The sequence below is a fragment of the Myxococcus sp. MISCRS1 genome (assembly GCF_026626605.1).
In the GTDB taxonomy this organism is placed as follows: Bacteria; Myxococcota; Myxococcia; order Myxococcales; family Myxococcaceae; genus Myxococcus; species Myxococcus fulvus.
Genome location: NZ_JAPNKB010000001.1, coordinates 3,517,098 through 3,535,535 on the forward strand (window position 1 = coordinate 3,517,098; position 18,438 = coordinate 3,535,535).

General features: G+C 71.5%; 17 protein-coding genes. 3 read left to right on the forward strand and 14 right to left on the reverse strand.

The genetic code is table 11. The features are described from left to right. Positions 1–83: 83 nt before the first annotated feature. From OWM54_RS13470 to OWM54_RS13520, 11 genes are all read right to left on the reverse strand, one after another. Positions 84–932 carry an EamA family transporter gene (locus OWM54_RS13470; protein WP_267697766.1) on the reverse strand — a complete coding sequence of 283 codons (849 nt, stop codon included), beginning with the start codon at positions 930–932 and terminating at the stop codon, positions 84–86. Positions 933–1,102: 170 nt separating this feature from the next. Further along, positions 1,103–1,501, reverse strand: a complete 399-nt coding sequence (locus OWM54_RS13475) for a hypothetical protein (RefSeq protein WP_141324225.1) — start codon at positions 1,499–1,501, stop codon at positions 1,103–1,105. A gap of 513 nt (positions 1,502–2,014) precedes the next feature. After that, positions 2,015–3,766 carry a hypothetical protein gene (locus OWM54_RS13480; RefSeq protein ID WP_267697767.1) on the reverse strand — a complete coding sequence of 584 codons (1,752 nt, stop codon included), beginning with the start codon at positions 3,764–3,766 and terminating at the stop codon, positions 2,015–2,017. Between the two features lie 210 nt (positions 3,767–3,976). Beyond that, positions 3,977–4,780 (reverse strand): heme ABC transporter ATP-binding protein, encoded by an 804-nt coding sequence (locus OWM54_RS13485; RefSeq protein ID WP_141324226.1) that lies wholly within the window; start codon positions 4,778–4,780, stop codon positions 3,977–3,979. Further along, the gene (locus tag OWM54_RS13490) at positions 4,777–5,874 is read right to left on the reverse strand and encodes a FecCD family ABC transporter permease (protein ID WP_267697768.1); all 1,098 of its coding nucleotides are present in this window, start codon (positions 5,872–5,874) and stop codon (positions 4,777–4,779) included. Before OWM54_RS13490 ends, OWM54_RS13485 begins: the two co-directional genes overlap by 4 nt. Further along, positions 5,871–6,773: a heme/hemin ABC transporter substrate-binding protein gene (locus OWM54_RS13495; protein WP_267697769.1), complete on the reverse strand. Its 903-nt coding sequence runs from the start codon at positions 6,771–6,773 to the stop codon at positions 5,871–5,873. Before OWM54_RS13495 ends, OWM54_RS13490 begins: the two co-directional genes overlap by 4 nt. Further along, entirely contained in the window at positions 6,770–7,861 is a 1,092-nt protein-coding gene (locus tag OWM54_RS13500; protein ID WP_267697770.1) for a hemin-degrading factor, read from the reverse strand. The genes OWM54_RS13495 and OWM54_RS13500 overlap by 4 nt, the downstream gene beginning before the upstream one ends. Positions 7,862–7,898: 37 nt before the next feature. Then, the gene (locus OWM54_RS13505) at positions 7,899–8,576 is read right to left on the reverse strand and encodes an HmuY family protein (protein WP_267697771.1); all 678 of its coding nucleotides are present in this window, start codon (positions 8,574–8,576) and stop codon (positions 7,899–7,901) included. 29 nt (positions 8,577–8,605) lie between these two features. Then, complete coding sequence (locus OWM54_RS13510) at positions 8,606–10,747, reverse strand: TonB-dependent receptor plug domain-containing protein (RefSeq protein WP_267697772.1); 2,142 nt, start codon at positions 10,745–10,747, stop codon at positions 8,606–8,608. 137 nt (positions 10,748–10,884) lie between these two features. Then, positions 10,885–11,109, reverse strand: coding sequence for a hypothetical protein (locus OWM54_RS13515; RefSeq protein WP_248542200.1), 225 nt, complete (start codon positions 11,107–11,109; stop codon positions 10,885–10,887). A gap of 476 nt (positions 11,110–11,585) precedes the next feature. Beyond that, positions 11,586–12,224, reverse strand: a complete 639-nt coding sequence (locus tag OWM54_RS13520) for a hypothetical protein (RefSeq protein ID WP_267697773.1) — start codon at positions 12,222–12,224, stop codon at positions 11,586–11,588. Positions 12,225–12,280: 56 nt separating this feature from the next. Here OWM54_RS13520 and OWM54_RS13525 point away from each other — a divergent pair, with 56 nt between their 5' ends. Both OWM54_RS13525 and aat read left to right on the forward strand, forming a co-directional pair. After that, entirely contained in the window at positions 12,281–13,123 is an 843-nt protein-coding gene (locus OWM54_RS13525) for an LEA type 2 family protein (RefSeq protein ID WP_223784806.1), read from the forward strand. A gap of 12 nt (positions 13,124–13,135) precedes the next feature. Next, positions 13,136–13,834 carry a leucyl/phenylalanyl-tRNA--protein transferase gene (aat, locus tag OWM54_RS13530; RefSeq protein ID WP_267697774.1) on the forward strand — a complete coding sequence of 233 codons (699 nt, stop codon included), beginning with the start codon at positions 13,136–13,138 and terminating at the stop codon, positions 13,832–13,834. Between the two features lie 12 nt (positions 13,835–13,846). Here aat and OWM54_RS13535 read toward each other — a convergent pair whose 3' ends face one another. Together OWM54_RS13535 and OWM54_RS13540 are read right to left on the reverse strand one after the other, a co-directional pair. Next, positions 13,847–14,842 (reverse strand): WD40 repeat domain-containing protein, encoded by a 996-nt coding sequence (locus OWM54_RS13535; protein ID WP_267697775.1) that lies wholly within the window; start codon positions 14,840–14,842, stop codon positions 13,847–13,849. A 103-nt stretch (positions 14,843–14,945) separates the two neighbouring features. Further along, the gene (locus OWM54_RS13540; RefSeq protein ID WP_267697776.1) at positions 14,946–15,953 is read right to left on the reverse strand and encodes a hypothetical protein; all 1,008 of its coding nucleotides are present in this window, start codon (positions 15,951–15,953) and stop codon (positions 14,946–14,948) included. A 144-nt stretch (positions 15,954–16,097) separates the two neighbouring features. Here OWM54_RS13540 and OWM54_RS13545 point away from each other — a divergent pair, with 144 nt between their 5' ends. Beyond that, a complete protein-coding gene (locus OWM54_RS13545) occupies positions 16,098–17,651 on the forward strand; it encodes an LVIVD repeat-containing protein (RefSeq protein WP_267697777.1) in 1,554 nt (517 codons plus the stop codon). Positions 17,652–17,654: 3 nt separating this feature from the next. On the opposite strand, the gene OWM54_RS13550 is transcribed toward OWM54_RS13545, so the two are convergent. Beyond that, complete coding sequence (locus tag OWM54_RS13550; RefSeq protein ID WP_267697778.1) at positions 17,655–18,437, reverse strand: pilus assembly protein N-terminal domain-containing protein; 783 nt, start codon at positions 18,435–18,437, stop codon at positions 17,655–17,657. Between the last annotated feature and the right edge of the window lies 1 nt (position 18,438).

Sequence of the window (18,438 nt, forward strand, 5' to 3'; positions counted from 1 at the left end):
TGCTGGCGCGTCCCCCGGCAAGCGGCTTCACGCCAGCGGGCACAGCAGCGCCTCCTCCTGAGCTCACTCCGCCTGGGCGGTTGTTACGCCGGGATACCGAGCAGCACCGCGCCCACAGACACGAGCACTGCGCCCGAGAGCTGACGGTGTCCGAGCCGCTCCCCTTGGAGCGCGGCGAGCAGCAGCGCGAAGGCGATGGAGGTGTTGCGCAGCGTGAGCACCACCCCTGCCCCGCTGTCACTCAACGCCGTCAGCAAGAGCGAGAATGACAGCATGCTGATGGTGCCACCCACGAGCACCAGCCAGGGCTGACACCAGGCCTGTCGCAGGAGCACCACGAAGCCAAGCTGTCGCCCGCGCTCCACCATCAACACTGGGAGCGCGATGAGCAGGCCCGTGGTGAACAGGGCGGGCGGCAGCGCACGCTCCGCCAGCGCCAGCTTGTAGCTCAGGTGATAGCCCGCAATCGCCACCGCCGACAGCGCCGCCCACGCGACGCCCGAGGCCGCGCGGCCCTGCGGACGCGACACGTGCATCACCACCAGCCCCGCGCCCAGCACCCACGCGCCCGTCAGTGACCACACCGACACGCGCTCCGCCAGCAGCAGCACCGACACCGGCCACACCAGCAACATCGCGCCACCGCGCGACACCGTGTACGCGAGCCCCAGCGGTGCCCGGTGCAGGGCTCGCGCGAGCGCCACCAGGTAGACGCTCTCACATGCGCCCGCGCACAGCGCCCACATCAATCCTCGCGTCGTCGGGAACGCCTCGCCCCGCATCCCGAGCGCCCACAGTCCTCCGCCCACCGTGGCCACGGTGATGACGCCCACCACCCCGGCCTCCGGATTCGGATGCCGCTTGAGCATCGCGTTCCACGACGCGTGGAGGAACGCGGACAGCAACACCAACACCAGGGCAGCGGTCTGCAACGAGGCACCTCGGAACGACGAGGCCCCGTATCTACTCCAGCCACGCCTCCCGGGTCCTCATCTGCTCACGAGGCGCCATCCGGTCTGCCTGGCATCACGCTCCCGAGAGGAATCCGGGCCTGGTGGGCGAAGGTTGACGCGCCATCCGCCTCGCGCAGGTCCTCACCTGCTCACGGGTCCGATTCACCGGGCCCGCTCCCAGAGAAGAACCGTGCAGGCAACACCGGCCCCGTGGGCACGGGCTGACGTTCGAGCTGGCGCTCGCGTCCGAAGGTGTACCGCGCCTCCGCGTGCGCCCCGAAGGACCCGCCTCGCGCCTGCGCGGACAACACCAGGTCCGTCTCCGGAACCACGCCGGGAGCAACCGCCACCACACAGGGCGTCACCCGAGCATGGGCCCCCGCGCTCCTCGGCAACACGAACTCCGTGGAGCCCTCGACGACACGCGCACCCTCGGGGAGCACGATGCTCACCTCGATGTCCGCGTCGAAACCCGCGCGTCGCTCCACCTCGGCCACGAGTGACAGAGCACCGCCCTCGGACACCACCTCGCGCCAATCGACCCGCATCGGCGCGGGCATTCGCGACGTCAGCCCCCTCGCCGCGCCCGTGGCACTTCCCGAGTGGACATGTTCGTCCGACGAGGTCCGGGGTTCTTCCTCGCGACCGCGCGAAGAAGGTGTCCGAAAGAGCGCCTCTCGCACCTGATGACGCGCACCCGACTCGCGCACCACGGCGGTCGCCGTCGACACGCTCCCGCGAGACGAGGCCCGAGCAGGTGCCTCCACTTCGCGCGCCATCCGAGGCGTGGCACGTGAAGACACTCCACGGCCCACGGCTGCGCCCTCCTGCTGTGAGAGCGGCGGCGAAGGCTCCGGACTCCTACGCGGACGCCCTCGGGCTCGCTCCACTCCCGAGGCCACTCCCGCCGAGAGCGCTCCCACCAACGCCAGCGCCAGCACCGCACCCGCGATGCGCCGTCGAGGACTCGCGAGCCACCTCATGGGCGACCCGCGTCCACTTCCCATCATCGACACGACGAACTCCCTACGGCCCCTGGCGCGAACATGGACATGCTCCGCTCACCTGCACAGGGGCGCGTGGCTCGGATACGGATACGCCACGGCGGGCTCGGTGGCGGCGTCCATCAGCTCGCGGGGAAAGCCTCCGCACATGAGCGCATCCAGGAAGTCCGCCAGACACGGCGCGGCCTCCAGCGTCTCCGCCACATCCACGGGCGTCCCCTCCTCCATGCGCCACGTGTGCTTGCGATAGCCCCGCGCCCACGGAGCCAGGTTCATCGCCGGAGCCGCGAGCGACTCGTACAACAGCTGCCGCGACGGCGTGCTCGTGCCCAGCCGATAGAGGATGGCGGCCACCTCGTTCTCCTCGATGGGCTGGAGCAGCCCGTCCTCGGGACGAGGCCGGCTCCACGCAATCATCTCCGGTGAGCGTGTCTCCAGGTCCAGCCAGAACATCGTCCCGCCCTGGCGGTCGTAGTAGCGGGGACTGCCACGTGTGTCCGAGCTGAACCATGTGGCCCACCCCTCGCTCCACGCCTGCCCCGGAAACGTCGGCACGCCCAGGAAATGAGGCCCGCCCTCGGCCGGGCTCGTCCCATGGCTCGCCATGGCCCAGTGTCCCAGCTCGTGGAGCACCATCGCCTCGGACCACCACGCCGCATCCGAGTCCCCGGGCAGCCAGAGCTGCGCGGACCAGCGGCGCCCCACCGCCGTCACCTGCCACGGCGCGAAGCACGCCCCACAGGACCACGTCGTGCCGAAGCCCAGCCAGGCCACCAGCGGCAGCCCCGTGTCGCCATATCGCTCCCGCGTCCCGTGCCACGCCGCGCTCACCGCCTCGAACACCGCCGCGGCCCCGGAGCCCTCGGACTCCTCGATGGCGACCACGGGTGAATCGAGCAGCGCACGCGTCGGCCTCGACCAGCTCCAGATGCGCGCCGAGGAACCAGGCGTCGCGGGCACGCCCTGCGCACCCGACAGTCCCGGGTCCGCCACCGCGTACTCCACCAACCCCGTCTGCCCCTGCCCCGCCGCGTACACCACCACGGCGTCCTCCGCGCCCACCTCCCGCGCCACGCGCACCGTGAATCGCCCCGAGCCATCCGTCACGGCCAGGTCCACGAGCGCCCCGCCCTGGAACGATGCGACAAGGAAGCCCCGCGCGGACACCCACTCCGCCTCCGGCGCCCAGTCGCGGAACGACGCGTCCGGCAGTCGCCGCGCATAGCGGGCCACGCCGCTCAGCGTCCGCCCGGGAGCGCCGCAGAAGCCGCGGTTCCCTTCCGCCACACAGCCCGCGTCACACGCGGCGGATGCCCAGCGCCCATCCGCGCAGCGCTCCAGCGCGCCCGCGTCGGAGCAACGGGACATGCCCTCCACACAGGCCGCCGCGGCCTCGCAGTGTGCGCCGCCTGCTTCCACACAGGCCTCGCCCATCGCGCAGTCCCGCTGCTGGAGCTGTCCATCGACACAGCGCTCCACCACGCGAGGGCCCAGACATCGCCCCTCGGGGGGAAGCGCGTCACAGGCGATGCGCATCCGAGGGCTCTCCTCGGGCAGGGCGCCGCACGCGCTCTGTCGGCACGCCTCATCGGAGGGCTCGCACGCGGAATCACAGGGCGCGCCCGCGCCGCACGCCAGCAACCCCACGCTCCACACCACCAGCGCCCACGCTCGCACCGCGGACTCGAAACCCACCAGGGGGACATCCTCCACGCCCGCCACACTGGTGACGGGTGCGCGGCAGGACAACACGCGCTCCTCCGAGGACTGCAGGAGCAGGAAGCGCGGGGGTCCCCTGCTCGCTCGCATCCGAGCGCGCACTCTGTCCATCAGAAGACAACAGCAGCTGGAACACCGCCTGCCCGGCTGCTCCACGCCCGAGGACGGGCGGTCAGCCTGGGGTCAGACAAGAACACTCCTCGCGGGGGCGGGCGCCCGGCGGTACAGCCTGGAGGGAGGCCGGGTTCGCCGCACACCCCCGCGAGAAGCAGCTTCAGACAACGACTGCCAGACTCCCGCTCACGCGGGAGGTGAGACGCGGCCCGAGGGGATGACGAAGGGACCGGGCACCTCCGGCCATTCGACGACCTGGACCTGCAGACCAAAGGTGCTCGCGATGAGGTCCGCGCGGAGCACCTGCGCGGGAGGGCCCAGCTCCACCAGCCGACCTCCCGCGATGACGGCGATGCGATGCGCGTACCGCGACGCCAGGTTCAAGTCATGGAGCACCGCGAGCACCGCGCCACCGTTGCGCGCGAAGTGCGTCGCCTCTTCCAGCACCAGGTGCTGATGCGACAAATCCAGACTCGACGTGGGCTCGTCGAGCAACAGGTAACGGCCCCCATGCGCGGGCGCATCCCAGAGTTGCGCCAACACGCGCGCCAGCTGCACGCGCTGCCGCTCGCCGCCCGACAGCGACGTATACGGACGCGAGGACAGGTGACGGATGTCCATCACGTCCAGCGCCGCCTGCGCCACGTCCAGGTCCGCGCCACTGTCACCGCGCATCGGATGCGGACTGCGTCCCAGCAGCGCCACCTCCAGCACGGTGAAGCCGAACCCCAGGGATGACTCCTGCGGGAGCACGCCCAGCCGCAGCGCGCGCTCGCGAGACGGCCACTTCAAGAGCGGGCGCCCATCCAGCAGCACCTCGCCCACGGTGCAGGGCAACTCGCCCGAGAACGCGGACAACAGCGTGGACTTGCCCGCGCCGTTGGGCCCCACCACGGCGAGCACCTCCCCGGGCACCAGCTCCAGGGACAGCGGCCCCAGCGTGCGCCCGCGGCCCCGCCACACCTCGACGCCTCGTGCCTCCAGGCTCATAGGGTCCCCTTGCTGCGCGCCAGCAACACGATGAAGACGGGCACCCCCAGCGCCGACGTCAGCGCGCCCACGGGCAGCTCCACCGGAGCCGCCAGGGTGCGCGTCAGCGTGTCCGCCACGACGAGCAGCGCCGCGCCCAGCAGCGCCGAGGCCCCCATCAACCGACGGTGGTCCGGCCCCATCCCGAGCCGCAGCAGCGCGGGGACCATCAGGCCCACGAAGCCGATGACGCCCGACGCCGACACCGCCGCCCCGACGCCGAGCGCTCCCGCCAGGATGAGCCTGCGCTTGAGCCGCTCCACGTCCACGCCCAGGTGCCACGCCTCGCGCTCCCCCAGCAGCAGCAGGTTGAGCGAGCGCGCCTCTCGCAACAGCAGCGCCAGCGCCACCAAGAGCGGCGCCGCGGCCGCGCCCACCACGCTCCACGAGGACCCGCTCAGGCTGCCCCACGTCCAGAAGGTGATGGTGCGCAGCTGCGCGTCGGTCGCGATGTGCGTGAGCAGGCCGATGCCCGCCCCCGCGCCCGCCGTCACCGCCACGCCCGCGAGCAGCACCCGCGTCGTCTCCGAGCGTCCTCCCCCCGTGCCCAGCCGCTGCGCGAGCAACGTCGCGCCCAGCGCGCCCATGAAGGCCATGCCCGGCACCGCCAGCAGCCGGAACGCGCCCAGCCTCGAATCGATGGACAGGTCCAGGATGATGGCCAGCACCGCGCCCAGCGCCGCGCCGCCCGAGGTGCCCAACAACCCCGGCTCCACGAGCGGGTTGCGGAACAGGGCCTGGAGCGCGGCGCCGCACGTGGCCAGCACCGCGCCCACCATCACCCCGAGCACCACGCGCGGCAGGCGGATGGACAGCAACACCGCCTCCTGCACGGCCTCCAGCCGATGCCCCGTCTCCACCCCGAGCGCTCCCAGCACGCTGCCCGCCAGCCCCAACAGCGGCACCCGCACCGAGCCCACCGAGAGCGACGTCAGCGCGGCCACCCCGAGCGCCGCGCCCAACACCCACCACGGACGTGGACGGAGACGGGCCGGATTCACCGACTCGCGCGCGGGATAGCTCGCGGGAGCCGGTGCCACGTCCGAGGCGCTCATTTCGCGTCCCGCGCCGGCAACCCCATGCCGTCCTGGATGCGCTGCACGGCCTTGCCCAGATGCGGCCCCAGACTCATGAAGTGCACGTCCTCGACGGTGGTCGCCTTCCAGCCCTTCGCCTGGGACAGCCCCGGCACGTTGCGCAGCCCTGCCTCCCCGCCAATGGCCGTCAATGTGCCATCCGGAACCAGGATGATGTCGGGCGCGGCGAGGATGACACCCTCCGCCGTGAGCGGCCGGTGCCCCGAGTACTCCGTCACCGCGTTGACGCCCCCCGCCAGACGGATGAGCTCGTCGGTGGGCGTCTCCTTGCCCGCGACCATCAGCGCGTTGGCGCCCCGCGCGTACAGCGCGAGGATGCGCACGGGCTTGTTCTGCTTGCCCTTCGCGGCCCGCGCCGCCGCGTCCTGGAGCTGCTTCTCCAGGTCCGCCACCAGCGCCTCGCCCTGGGACTCGCGCCCCAGCTTCCTGGCGAGCACGCGGACGCGGTTGCGCGCCTCGTCCAGCGTCGGCTTGTTGGACAGGATGACGACGTCCAGGCCCGCCGAGCGCAGCTGCTCGAGCACGCCCGGAGGCCCCGCCTCCTCGGACGCGAGCAGCGCCGTGGTGCCCAGGGCAATCAGGGGCTCCGACGCGAGCGCGCGCTGGTAGCCCACCTTGGGGCGGCCCCGCGCCACCGGCAGCGCGAGGCTGGTGTCGTCCACGCCCAACACGGCCTCGCCCATCCCCAGCGCGAACACCGTCTCGGTGACGGCGGGCCCCACCGTCACCAGCTTCACCGGCGCGCTCTTCGCGGGAGCCCCCTTGGGCGCGCTCTTCGCGGCGGCAGCGGCGGGCGCGGCGGCCAGCGCCCCCTGCGACAGGAGCAGCGCGGCGAGCCCCAGGCTCCAGCGCTTCATGACACCACCCCGGGCGCGGGCAGCACGGCGACGAGCTCTTCCACCAGGGCCCGCCAGTCGGTGGACTCGGGCACGCCCGGCTTCCGCTTGCCGAAGATGAGCGCGATGTTCTCGCCGTCCTTGTCGAACAGCTCCAGCGACGTGACGACGCCGTCCCGCGTGGGCTTGCGGACGATCCAGGCCGAGTGGATGTGGTCGGTGCGCAGGTGCAGGTTGAAGCTGGGGTCCAGCACGTTCATCCACGGGCCCATGGCCTTCACCGTGTGCACCGGGCCGGTGTGGATCTGGATGGCGCCGGGGTTGCCCACGAACACCATGATGGCCAGCCCCGAGGCCGCCACCTTCTCCAGCACCCACGTCAGCGACGCGGGCGCCACGGGCGTGACGAACTCCTTGCCCACCAGCCGCAGCGCCTGGGTGCGCGCGACCTTGAAGCGGCGCAGCAGCGGGAAGAAGTCATGCGTGTCCTGCAGCCCGCGCCAGCCCTCCACCAGGCCCGCCACGTCGATGTCCGCGTCCGGACGCGGCGCCTCGGGAGCGGTGGCCGCCTCCACGGGGACGACCTTCGTCTGCTCCGCGTGGGTGAAGTCCTCGACGATGCGCTCGAACGCGGAGACGCCCTGCTCGTCCTCCAGATAGATTTTGTGCAGGGCCATGCCGGTGGCGTCGAAGAAGTGCAGGCTGCGGCGGATGCCCTCGGGCCGCGTCTCGCGCACCGCGTAGCCGAAGCGCCAGCGCGTCAGGAACAGGCGCAGGTCGATGTTCTCGTCGAGCACCAGCGCGACCGCGCCGTTCACCTCGATGTTGCGATACAGGCCGCGCTTCTCGTGCACCGCGCTCTCGTTGCGCGTGAGCGTCATCACCTTGCCCAGCGTGTCCAGCCGGGGCAGCAGGGCATCGAGGCGCAGGTCCAACCGGACGACGTCGCCGCCCACGCCGGTGGCGAGCAGCTGGGCCTCGCTCACGCCCAGCTGCTGGGCCGCGTCGCGGATGCGCATGCGCGGCTCGGCCTCGCGCAGCGCGTTCCAACGCTGGAGGAGGGCGGTGGGCTCGGAGGAGGAGGCCGTGGAGGCAGGGTTGGAAATCATGGCGGACACCTGGAAAGGGGGGAACAGGACGGCGACATCAACGCGAGGCTTCGGCGGAGAGTTCTTCGGACGGCACGTCATCGACGGCCGCGCCACCCGTGGGCGCCGTCAGCTTCGACCAGCGCAGCTTCAGCATCGCGGGCGTGCCGGCGTCGTCGTAGTAGGACTCCATCTTCACCTTGACGTACGCGCCGGAGTCGGTGCGCACCACGTACACCTGCGCGCGCGGCGTCAGCTTGTGCGTGGACACGTCATACGAGTACCAGGCGCCGTTCGCCTCGAAGACGGTGTCGGGGTCCGAGCCCTCGTCGTCCCCGTCGTCCTGGTCCACCGCGTAGCCGCTCGCGGGCGCATGGGTCAGCCCCGCGAAGTCCTGACCGGACACCACCGCCACCTCCACGCCACCCGTGCCGTTGACGCCGCCGCGCGAGCGGATGTGGTAGCGATTGAAGGACAAGTCCCAGAGCGCGTCCGTCTCCGGCGGCACCTGCGCGCCCTCGTCCAGGTCCAGGCCAATCCAGACCGACGAGTCCGTGGCGTTCACCGTGGTGGTGATGGAGCCGTCCGCGTTGCTCACGTGGCTGATGTGCGTGCCGTCCGTCGGGTCCAGGTCCTCGCCCGGCGTGGGCTCCAGGTCGTCACCGCAGGCGGCGAGCAGACCGGACAGGCACAGCGCGGCGACGCGGGACGCGGAGAGGAAGGTGGGACGGGACATACGGGCTCCTGGGAAGTGGGGGTGGAAGCTCACAGCCGGACAGCGACGCCGGCCTGGAAGGAACGCGGAGGAATGGGCAGGTCCGTCGGGTTGCCCGCATCGGCCAGGTTGGAGCCGATGACGAAGAACTGGAGCGCCTCGCGCGGACGCCACGCGATGCGCGCGTCCAGGGAGAGGTACGCGTCCGAGTCGTACGGGTTGGCGACGCCGTCCCCATCCATGTCCGGATAGAAGGGGCGCTTACCGACGAGCGCGCCGCGCACCCACGTCTCCAGGCCCCACTCGCGGTGGCGCCAGGTGATCTGCGCCGTCAGCCGGTGACGCGCCTGGCCCTCCAGCGCGCGCTCCTGCGACTGGTCGCGGCCGTCGGTGAGCGAGTACGCCAGCTCCCCCGACAGTCGCCACGGGAACTGCTGACGGAGGCCCAGCTCGCCGCCGCGCACCCGCGCGCGCGCCACGTTGACGTAGGAGAACTGCTGCTGCTCGCCGCCCTGCTCCACCGACGTCCCAATCATGTCGCGCAGCGAGTGCTGGAACGCGCTCACCCACAAGAGCGAGCGCTCCGTGGGGCGCACCTCGGTGGCGACGCTGAAGCTGCGCGAGCGCTCCGGCTTCAGGTCCGGGTTGCCGCGCACGACGTAGCCCACCGAGGGGTTCTCGAAGTCGATGAGCAGCTCCTGGAAGCCCGGCGCCCGGTAGCCCCAGCCGTAGCTGGCGCGCACGGTGAGCCACGACAGCGGGTCCACCTTCGCCGCGAGCCGGGGCGTCACCGCCGAGCCGAACTGCGTGTCCACGTCCACGCGCGCGCCGGGGACCACCACCAGCCTGGGCTCCGTCAGGAGCGTCCAGCTGTCCTGTGCGTACAGAGAGCCTCGGCCCCGCTCGCCCGTGCCCGTCTCCAGCCGGTCCGCCGTCAGCCACTCGCCCAGCGCCTCCGCGCCGACGACGAGCGCGTGCCGCTCACCCAGGCGCGCGTCCAGCTGCGTGCCCAGGCGGGCCTGCTGGTCGCGCGTCTGTTCCACCGTGTCCAGCGCGGAGGAGCGGCGCTGGTCGCGCAGGTACGTCCGCTGGAAGCGCGAGTACGAGCCCTCCACGCGCAGCGACGCGTCGTCGCTCAGCTTCCACGACGGCGCCACGCGCGAGTTGATGGACGTGTCTCGACTGGCCCGGTCGAACACCGCGCCGGTGGCGCCCAGGTCGATGCCGCGCTGGGTGCGCCGCGAGACGCCCGCGGACGCCTCCAGCGACATCGCCCCCTGGTTCTTCAGGTCGCCGCTCGCCGAGACGTCGAAGCCGTCCAGGCTGCTGCCGCTGGTGCCGACGTCGGTCGTGTCCAAATCGTAGGACGCGCGGCGCTGCAGGCCGCCGCTCAGCCGCAGCCCCCAGCTCTCGCCTCGCGCCTCACCCGTGGCGTCCAGGTCCAGCCGGTCCAGCTGGCCGTATGCCAGCCGCAGCTCTCCGCCGAGCGGCTTGCGCGCGCGCCGCGTGATGAAGTTCACCACGCCGCCCACCGCGTCGCTGCCGTAGAGGACGGACGAGGGGCCTTTCACGATTTCGACCTGCTCCACGTCCTCGAGGGACAGGCGCGACAGGTCCACGCTGCCGGCCACGCGACCCGCGACGCGCTCGCCGTCCACCAGCACCAGCACGTACTCGGGTCCCAGGCCCTGCACCTGGAGCGACGCGCCCGCGAACGTCTGGTTCACCACCAGGCCCGGGTGCGCTGCGAGCAACTCCGACGCGTCGCGCGCGCCGCTGGCGACGATCTCCGCGCGGGTGATGACCTCGGTGGCCACCGGTGTCTCGCTCAGCCGCTCCTGCCTGCGCGACGCCGTCACCACCGTGCGCGCCGTGGGCACCTCGTCGAACGACGCGTCCGTCGGCGCGGGCACGGGCGTCGAAGATGCCGAGGTCGTCGAGGCCCCTGGACCCGCGACGACCTCGGCCTGCTTCGACTGCTCCGCCGCATCCTCGGTGACGCCCGACGCGGAAGACTCCGACTGCGCCGGGACCTGCTCCCCGGCGGACTGAACTTCAGAAGGGACAGAGAACTGGGGCGCGGCGTCCCCGGGTGCCTGGGCCGTGACAGCCCCGGGCTCCGACGCCATCGAGCCCCACGCCATCGACGGCGCGGCACAGGCCAACACGAAGAGACACCAACTGCCGCGCATACAACGTCCTCCGGCCCGCGACCGGTCGAGACTCCAAGGCGTCCTGGAGTTCCGACGGGGCACTGGGCTCAACGGCCTCGGGCCTCAAAGTCCAAACCTGTGACACCCCGGGACGGGTGCCCCGGAACGCCCACCGCTCAACCGTGCGCGCCCTTCGCGCTCCCATCACCCGGCGGCCGCTCCAGCGGCACCACCCGCGTCCGATGACACCGCCGGCACTTGAGCTCCACGCCCTCGGGCACCAGCCTCGCCAGCAGACTTCCGCACAGACACCGCAGCTCGCCCGCCTCGCCTTCCCGCTGGCATCCGTCGCGCATCTCCACCCCGGTGTCTGAAACGCGACCGACGATATTGATACTCATTATCAAAGTCAACCTCCTCTCCCAGGTTCTGTCCCGGGGCGGACAGGTGCGGGTTCCAGGAGGACGGTGAGTGGGGATTGGCGCACCCATGGACTGTCCGGGGCGGACACTCCGTGGGGCCGGGGCGAGCGGAGGGCTCGCGAATGGGGAGGCGGGGAGTCACTTCGCGAGCGGGGCACTGCGGAGATGGGCGCAGACGGCCTCTCGATGAGGACGCGGCCCGGGCGTCACCGCACTGGCGAGGCACCACGGAGACGGGAGATGGGCGCAGCAGCCCCTCGGCGCAGCGGAACTTCGCGCGGAGAGCGAGCGCGCCGCTGAGTCAGAAGCCAGGCGCTATCTCTCGGCTCAGTGGGGCTTCGCTCAGGCGACGGCCTCGCCGTGAGGCGGGAGCTGGGCGCGCCACTCGGGTGCAGTGGAGCTTGGGGCGAACAGCGGCCTCGCCCTGAAGCGGGAGCTGGACGTGCCCCTCGGGGTCAGTGGAGCTTGGGCCGAGCGGCGGCCTCGCGCTGGATGCGAGGCTTGGGCGTCACCATGCGGGCGATGCCGTAATAGAGCTGGTCCTCGGTGTAGACCTTGCGCACGCGCCGGTGGGTGCCGGGGACGTAGGCGGGGCCGGGACGCTCCAGCCACTGGAGCACGCGCACCTCGCCGGTGAGGGCCAGGGCGGAGAGCAGCTCCGGAGGGCACTGCTTGAGGTAGCGGCGCACCAGGGGGCGCAGCTTCCGGGAGAAGTCCTTGCCGAGCACCGCGTGCCTGCGCCCCGAATGCAGCGTGCCGTCGAAGCGGCGCGACATGTGGAAGAGCTCGTGCATCACCGTCTCCAGTCGGGCCCGGGCGGTGGACCCCCGGAAGAACAGCGGCCGGAGGGTGATGCAGTAGAGCATCCGCCGGCCGCGGATGCGGATGACGGGCTTGCGCCGGCCCCGGCGGTCCTTGCACTTGCCGCCCCGGAAGCACAGGGGCTTGACGGTGCCGCGGGAGGCTCGGCGCGCCTCCCCCGCCACCACCAGGATGCGGCCCGCCTTCACGTGGGCGAACTCCGGCAGCTTCGTCGCGATGTCCCGGATGAGGGCGCGGACCGTCTTGTTGAAGTTGGGGCGGCGTCGGACCACGAGTGGTGGACAGTCTAGCGGAAAAGCCCTTGGGGAGGCCCTCCAGGGTGCACACAATGTCTAGCGTCATGCGCAAGACTTCGCTCGTCGTCCAGCTCGCGGCACTCGTCTGCTTGGGTCTGGGGTGCGCCTCGGCCCCCTCCCGTCCGTCGGCCTCGGCCTCGCTGACAGGCCAGCAGACCTCCGTGGAATCCCAGGGCCTCACCGAGGCCACCCTGCGCTTCGGCGCCCAGCTCGAGAGCGCCGGCCCCGGCATGGTGGAGCGGGCCGACTACGAGCTCGTCTCCGACGGGAAGGTCCTCAAGAAGGGCTCCGCCAGGCTGGAGACAGCCCTCCAGCCCGGGACCGCGACGGAGGTCTCCTTCGAGGAGAAGGCCGCCTACGTCCAGAGCCCCGAGGACCTCGCGCGCCTGAGCGCCCAGGGCGGCACGGTGCTGCTCGCCCTCCGAGGCGTATTGGTGGTGCGCTCCGGCGACTCCGAGCAGCAGGTCCCCTTCGCCGCGAGCCGCGCGGTGCGCGTGCCCCGCCTCCCCACCGTGGTGGTGGAGGAGCTGGATGGGGCGCGCTACTCGGCCGAGGAGGTGCAGCTCAACCTCCGGCTGGGTATCCGCAACCCCAACCCCTTCCCGCTGAAGCTGGATGGGCTGACGTGGCAGGTGGCGGTGGCGGGCAAGGCGCTGGACAGCGGGACGCTGGCCCAGGCGGACAGCGTGGATGCGTCCGCCACGGGTGTGTACCCGGTGGAGGTGGCGGTGACGAAGGACTCGTGGGGGCCGGAGGTGAAGTCCCTCATCTCACGGGGAATCCTGCCCTATGGGGTGACAGGAGAGCTGACGGGTCCACTGATGCGGGTGCCGTACTCGCTGACGGGCGAGGTGAAGCTGAACGTGTCCCGCTAGGATGGGCGATGCGTGCCCATCTATCTGTTGAGTGAAGAGCACCCGGAGCTGTTCCCTCCTCCGGACCGCGCGGACAAGAGCGGCGTGCTCGCCGTGGGCGGGGACCTGAGCCCCGAGCGGCTGCTGGCGGCGTACTCACGTGGCATCTTCCCCTGGTTCAGCGAGGGGGACCCCATCCTGTGGCACTCGCCGGACCCGCGCTTCGTACTGGAGCCGGACAAGCTCCACGTGGGCCGCAGCCTGAGGAAGACGCTGGCGCGGGGCGAGTACGAGGTGCGCTACGACACGGCCTTCGCGCGCGTCATCACCGAGTGCGGCCGCGTGACGCGCCCCGGGCAGAACGGCACGTGGATCACCAACGAGATGCTGGAGGCGTACGTCGCGCTGCACGAGCGCGGCTATGCGCACTCGGTGGAGGCGTGGGCGGGAGGCGAGCTGAAGGGCGGGCTGTACGGCGTGTCGCTGGGCGCGGCGTTCTTCGGCGAGAGCATGTTCGCGCTGGCGCCGGACGCATCGAAGGTCGCCTTCGTCACCGCGGTGGAGCGCTTCAAGGCGTGGGGCTTCCAGTTCGTGGACTGCCAGGTGGAGACCGAGCACCTGTCGCGCTTCGGCGCGGAGTCCTGGCCCCGGAAGCGCTTCCTCACCGCGCTGCGCGAGGCCCTGCGCCAACCGACGCGGCAGGGGAAGTGGACCCAGCCCGCGTCCGATTGACGAGCGCGAGCGTCAGTCCTCCACGCCCCACAGCTCCACGGTGCCGTCCGCCCTGCCCCACGCCACCAGGCGCCCGTCGGGCGAGAACACCGCGTCGCTCGTGTGCAGGTCCTCGCCGTCGCCATGGCTGAACAGGGCCTCGCCCGTGTCGAAGCGATGCACGCCGAAGCCTCGGCCATCGCGAGAGGCGGCGAGCAGCGCGCCGTCGGGGCTGAAGCTCAGGTTGCACGCGTAGCCCTGGAAGCCCGCGAGCGACTTCACCTGGCGACGCTCGCCCACGTGCACCACGGCGACCTCCTCCGTGATTCCGCCCACGGCGAGCAGCGGCTGCGTCGGATGGAAGGCGAGACTCCACACCGTGGACGCGTCGATGGAGAGCGCCACGGGGCGGGCCTCGGAGGCGATGTCCCAGAGCCACAGGTTCTCGCGGCGTCGGTCATCGGCGTGGAAGGTCACCGCGGCGTAGCGGCCCTCCGCAGAGAGCGCGCACGCCATCACCGACACGCCCAGGTCCATCGGCGTGAGCTCACGAAGCGGCCGCCAGGACTTCAGGTCCCACACCTCGGGCGAGTCACCTTCCAACGGAATCAGCAGCAACCGCGCGCCATCCGAGGACACGGCGAGCCGGGTCACCGCGTGCGTCAGGTGCCGCTCACGCACCTGTGCACCGTCCGTCGCGCAGAAGGCCACCAACCTCGGCCGCCACGGTCCTTGGGGCGACCGGTTCGCGGACACCACCGTCAAGATGTGCTCGGCGTCAGGGAACGCCAGGGAGTGCATTCCGGACGCGGCCTCGTGGGTGCCCATCGGCTCCGGCGAGAGCGTCTCCACATCCCACCACCGCAGGGGCTGTCCCCTCCGCGCCAGCGCGCCGAGCCGGGCACCCGTCGGGTCGAAGACGAGCCGCTGGCCACAGGCAAACAAGTCCGGCACAGCGGGACCGAGCCTTGCCACCGGTTTGAGGCTCTCCGCGTTGGACTCGGTGATGACGGGACGGGAAGCTCGCATGGGGATGCTCGGCCGACGGGGCGGGAGCGGGGGCCTGACCGCGCCCCACCCTCCGCATACGAAGCCAGGGCGCGTCCCCGGTCACCGGAGACGACGAACTCCCTCAGCGCCTCACCTTGCACGGGGACAGGGTGCGCTGCTGCATCATCAGGTCCTCCTCCGAGGGGCTGCTGTAGCGCACGGCCTTCGGCGCGGCCTTGGGCTTCGCCACCTCGTGCACGTAGAGCGACATCAAGTCCCGCGTGAGGATGAACTTCAGCCCGCCGCTGTCGTGCAGGCCGCCGAAGAACACCGAGCCGCCATTGCGAAGCTGCACGGGCGTCAGCGCGCCGATGGGCTTGTGCAGCACCAGGGACAGGTCCTCCGTGGCCCAGTCACACGGGTTCTTCTTCCCGGCGCGCTCCATCCACGTCACCAGGAAGTCGCTCACCGTGGTGCCGTCCTCCCAGCTCGCGCCGATGCGCTCCCACAGCCGTCCGCACTCCGGCATGTCGCAGTCGCGCGCGGGCACGTACTCCATCACGTCCGAGGGCAGCCCCTCCGCCTCCTTGCCCGTCTCGCGCTCCGTCGGTCGGCGCAGCTTGCAGCCCGTGGGCTCGTCCTTCTGCCGCAGCGCCACCGGCGTGCCGGACAACCTGCCCGGCGGCAGCAGGTCGCACTCCGCCTGCACCTCCGCCATGAGGAACGTCTTGCGTTCCGCGTCCGTGGCGCCCATGCGCACGGCCCACCAGGCGCTCGGCACCGCGCGACAGGGCACCGCGTCCGTCTTGCCGTAGATCCACAGTGGAATCGTCGGGTCCGGCGCGCCCAGCTTCCGGATGTCCAGCTCGTCCACCCGCTTGACGCCGGCGCGCTCCCGCTCCAGCCCCTTGAAGTAGGGGTCCTTCGACTCGGGGATGATGGCCTGGTGCACCAACCAGCCCGAGCCCTCCAGCCCCGCCTGCGAGCGCTGGGTGAAGGGCACCACGTCCGGGCGCTTCGGACAGCCCCGCTCCACGTCGGAGGGGACGATGAACTTCACCGAGCCATCATCGTCCTGCGCCCCCGCGCTCCACGGCGCGAGCAGCGCCCATCCCAACACCCACGCAGTCGACCGCATCGACAATCGCATCCGCTCTCCTCCAGGCGACTCGAATCCTGGATGCGTTCATACCCCAAGCCCGGCGCCTGGCGGCACCTCGACGCACCGCGCCCGAAGCACGGCCAGCACCTTCGCGATATGACCCCCCCGACACCCACTCACCAGGATGAGCCCATGCGCGCCCTGTCGATGCTGGCCGCGATGACACTGGCCTTGATGGCCTGCGGCAAGGACAAGCCCGACCCCGAGCCCCAACCTCCCGTCAGCGATGCCGACGAGGGCGACTGGGAGGACACGGGCCCCTTCGCCACCTGCGGCGTGGACGCCGCCTCCAACGCCTGCGGCAGCCTGGGCAGCTTCGACATCACCGGCTGCACCCCCGGGCAGCTCGCCTCGCTGGACCCCGACGGCGTCTACACGATTCACGTGCGCGCGCGCACGCCCCGCTACGGCAACACCTACGCCTTCTCGTCGCAGTCGATGCGGCTGGCGGACGCGGGCGACCAGTACGCGGGCGGCCTGCCCCTCGACACGCGGCAGGTGCATGCCGGTGGCGTCGTCTTCGCCTCCGGCTCGTTCACCTCGGGCACCACCTCCCGACGCCGCTCGTTCATCGGCTGCCAGTCCCCCGCCCCGAACCGGCTGCAGGGCTGCTACGTGGACTGCATCAACGGCCGGCTCGAGAGCGAGGGCACCTTCGACGCATGGAAGGTCACGCCTCGCGACGGCGAGCCGGTGTCCTCCGGCCTGGAGCTGATGTCCGAGACCGCCGTGTCGGCGGGACTCGCCGCCGACGTCTACGTCACCAAGGGCCACGCCTACGTCGTGTCCCTGTACGGCGGCCTCTTCGTCTACGACGTGAGCGACCCGGCCAATCCCCGGCTCACCCGCAACATCCGCCGCGCGAACGACAACTACTGGAACGGCGTGTGGGCCAAGGACGACGCGCTCTACATCGCCAGCGACTCGCGCGGCGTCATCGTCTTCGACATCAGCACCCCGGGCGAGCCGCTGGAGGTGCGCGCGATGGGCACCGCGCGCACCAACGTGCACACGGTGTTCGTCGAGGGGAACCGCCTGTTCGCCGCGTCCCCCGCGCCCACCGGAGAAGTCCTCGTCTATGACATCTCCCAGCCGCTCGACCCCCAGCTGACGGGCACGTTCCAGGCCACGGGCTTCACCGCGGCGACGTCCTACGGCCCCCACGACATGTTCGCCTTCGAGGGGCGGCTCTACGTCAACTTCTGGCGCGCCGGCTACGTCATCGCGGCGCTGCAGGACGACGCCGCGCCCCGTCAGCTCGGCGCCTACCGCTACGAGCACTCCAACAGCCACGCCAGCGCCGTCGCGCGCTACGGCGAGCGCCTCATCGCCTTCGAGGGCGGCGAGGACTGGGGCGCGCACCTGCGCGTGCTGGACGTGACGGACGCCGCGAACCCCAAGCGCATCGGCGAGTACCGCCTGCGCCAGCACGTCTCCATCCACAACATGGTGCTGTCCGGCACGAAGCTCTACGTCGCCTGGTACCACGAGGGCGTGCGCGTGCTGGACGTGTCCACCCCGGAGAGCCCCCGCGAGGTGGCCCACTACAACACCTTCCGTCCGGACGACCCGATGCGCGGCGAGAGCTTCTACGACGGCGCCATCGGCATGCGCGTGCCCGGGGACGGCTTCATCTACGCGGTGGACACCTCGCGCGGCCTGCTCATCCTGCGCGAGACGCCCTGAGCCTCACTGCGCCTTCTTGCGCGCGGGCTTCTTCGGCGCCGGCTTGAGGATTTCAATCTCCACCGGGGGCTCCGACTTCACGTCGGGGCCCGCGTCCGGCGTGGCGGCCGAGGGCTCCGGGGCCTTCACCTCCACCCGGTCCTCCAGCGGCACCCGCCCCGCCGAGCGGCGGAACAGCTCCCACAGCGCCTTGTGCCAGTCCTCGCGGCTCGCCGAGCCCGACACCACCAGCCCCGCGCCGCTGTAGCGCGCCTCCAGCCCCAGCGGCTGCAGCGCGGTGGTGAACGACGTGAGCTGCTCCTGGAGCGCCGGCACGTCGAACGTCAGCTCCAAATCCCGCGCGACGAAGGCGTCCGTGCGCAGCACCTCCAGCAGCGCCGCGCGGCACGCCGCGTCCTTCACCGTGGCCGTCAGCGCCCGCTCCGCGCCCTGCGAGGCCTTCAGGTCCGGACACGCCTTGCGCGCCGCCGCCAGCCGGGGCGTGGCGTCCTCGTCCGGAGGGTTGCCCACGGTGAGCCGCCACACGGCGAAGCGCCCCTCCGCGTACAGGAGCATCAGCGTGCGCCCGGGCTTTCGCCCACTGAGCAACAGTTCGTTGCTGCCCTGGAGCACCTCCACGTGGGCCACGGAGGGGTCCTCCACCTCCACCCACTCGACGGCCGCCAGCTTCTGGAACTGCTCCTTGTCGACGTCCAGGGGACGGACCAGGTCCACCGGCCACGCCAGGGCCAGCGTGGGGACGAGGAGGGCCAGGAGTGCTCCAAGGGAATACATGCGAGCGGGCATC

Bases quoted from the DNA above. Each gene is read 5' to 3' on its own strand.
- OWM54_RS13490 (WP_267697768.1), bottom strand. From the start codon at position 5,874: ATGAGCGCCTCGGACGTGGCACCGGCTCCCGCGAGCTATCCCGCGCGC.
- OWM54_RS13485 (WP_141324226.1), bottom strand. From the start codon at position 4,780: ATGAGCCTGGAGGCACGAGGCGTCGAGGTGTGGCGGGGCCGCGGGCGC.
- OWM54_RS13540 (WP_267697776.1), bottom strand. From the start codon at position 15,953: ATGCGATTGTCGATGCGGTCGACTGCGTGGGTGTTGGGATGGGCGCTG.
- OWM54_RS13525 (WP_223784806.1), top strand. From the start codon at position 12,281: ATGTCTAGCGTCATGCGCAAGACTTCGCTCGTCGTCCAGCTCGCGGCA.
- OWM54_RS13535 (WP_267697775.1), bottom strand. From the start codon at position 14,842: ATGCGAGCTTCCCGTCCCGTCATCACCGAGTCCAACGCGGAGAGCCTC.
- OWM54_RS13475 (WP_141324225.1), bottom strand. From the start codon at position 1,501: ATGCGGGTCGATTGGCGCGAGGTGGTGTCCGAGGGCGGTGCTCTGTCA.
- OWM54_RS13545 (WP_267697777.1), top strand. From the start codon at position 16,098: ATGCGCGCCCTGTCGATGCTGGCCGCGATGACACTGGCCTTGATGGCC.
- OWM54_RS13480 (WP_267697767.1), bottom strand. From the start codon at position 3,766: ATGCGAGCGAGCAGGGGACCCCCGCGCTTCCTGCTCCTGCAGTCCTCG.
- OWM54_RS13550 (WP_267697778.1), bottom strand. From the start codon at position 18,437: ATGCCCGCTCGCATGTATTCCCTTGGAGCACTCCTGGCCCTCCTCGTC.
- OWM54_RS13495 (WP_267697769.1), bottom strand. From the start codon at position 6,773: ATGAAGCGCTGGAGCCTGGGGCTCGCCGCGCTGCTCCTGTCGCAGGGG.
- OWM54_RS13500 (WP_267697770.1), bottom strand. From the start codon at position 7,861: ATGATTTCCAACCCTGCCTCCACGGCCTCCTCCTCCGAGCCCACCGCC.
- OWM54_RS13515 (WP_248542200.1), bottom strand. From the start codon at position 11,109: ATGAGTATCAATATCGTCGGTCGCGTTTCAGACACCGGGGTGGAGATG.
- OWM54_RS13505 (WP_267697771.1), bottom strand. From the start codon at position 8,576: ATGTCCCGTCCCACCTTCCTCTCCGCGTCCCGCGTCGCCGCGCTGTGC.
- OWM54_RS13510 (WP_267697772.1), bottom strand. From the start codon at position 10,747: ATGCGCGGCAGTTGGTGTCTCTTCGTGTTGGCCTGTGCCGCGCCGTCG.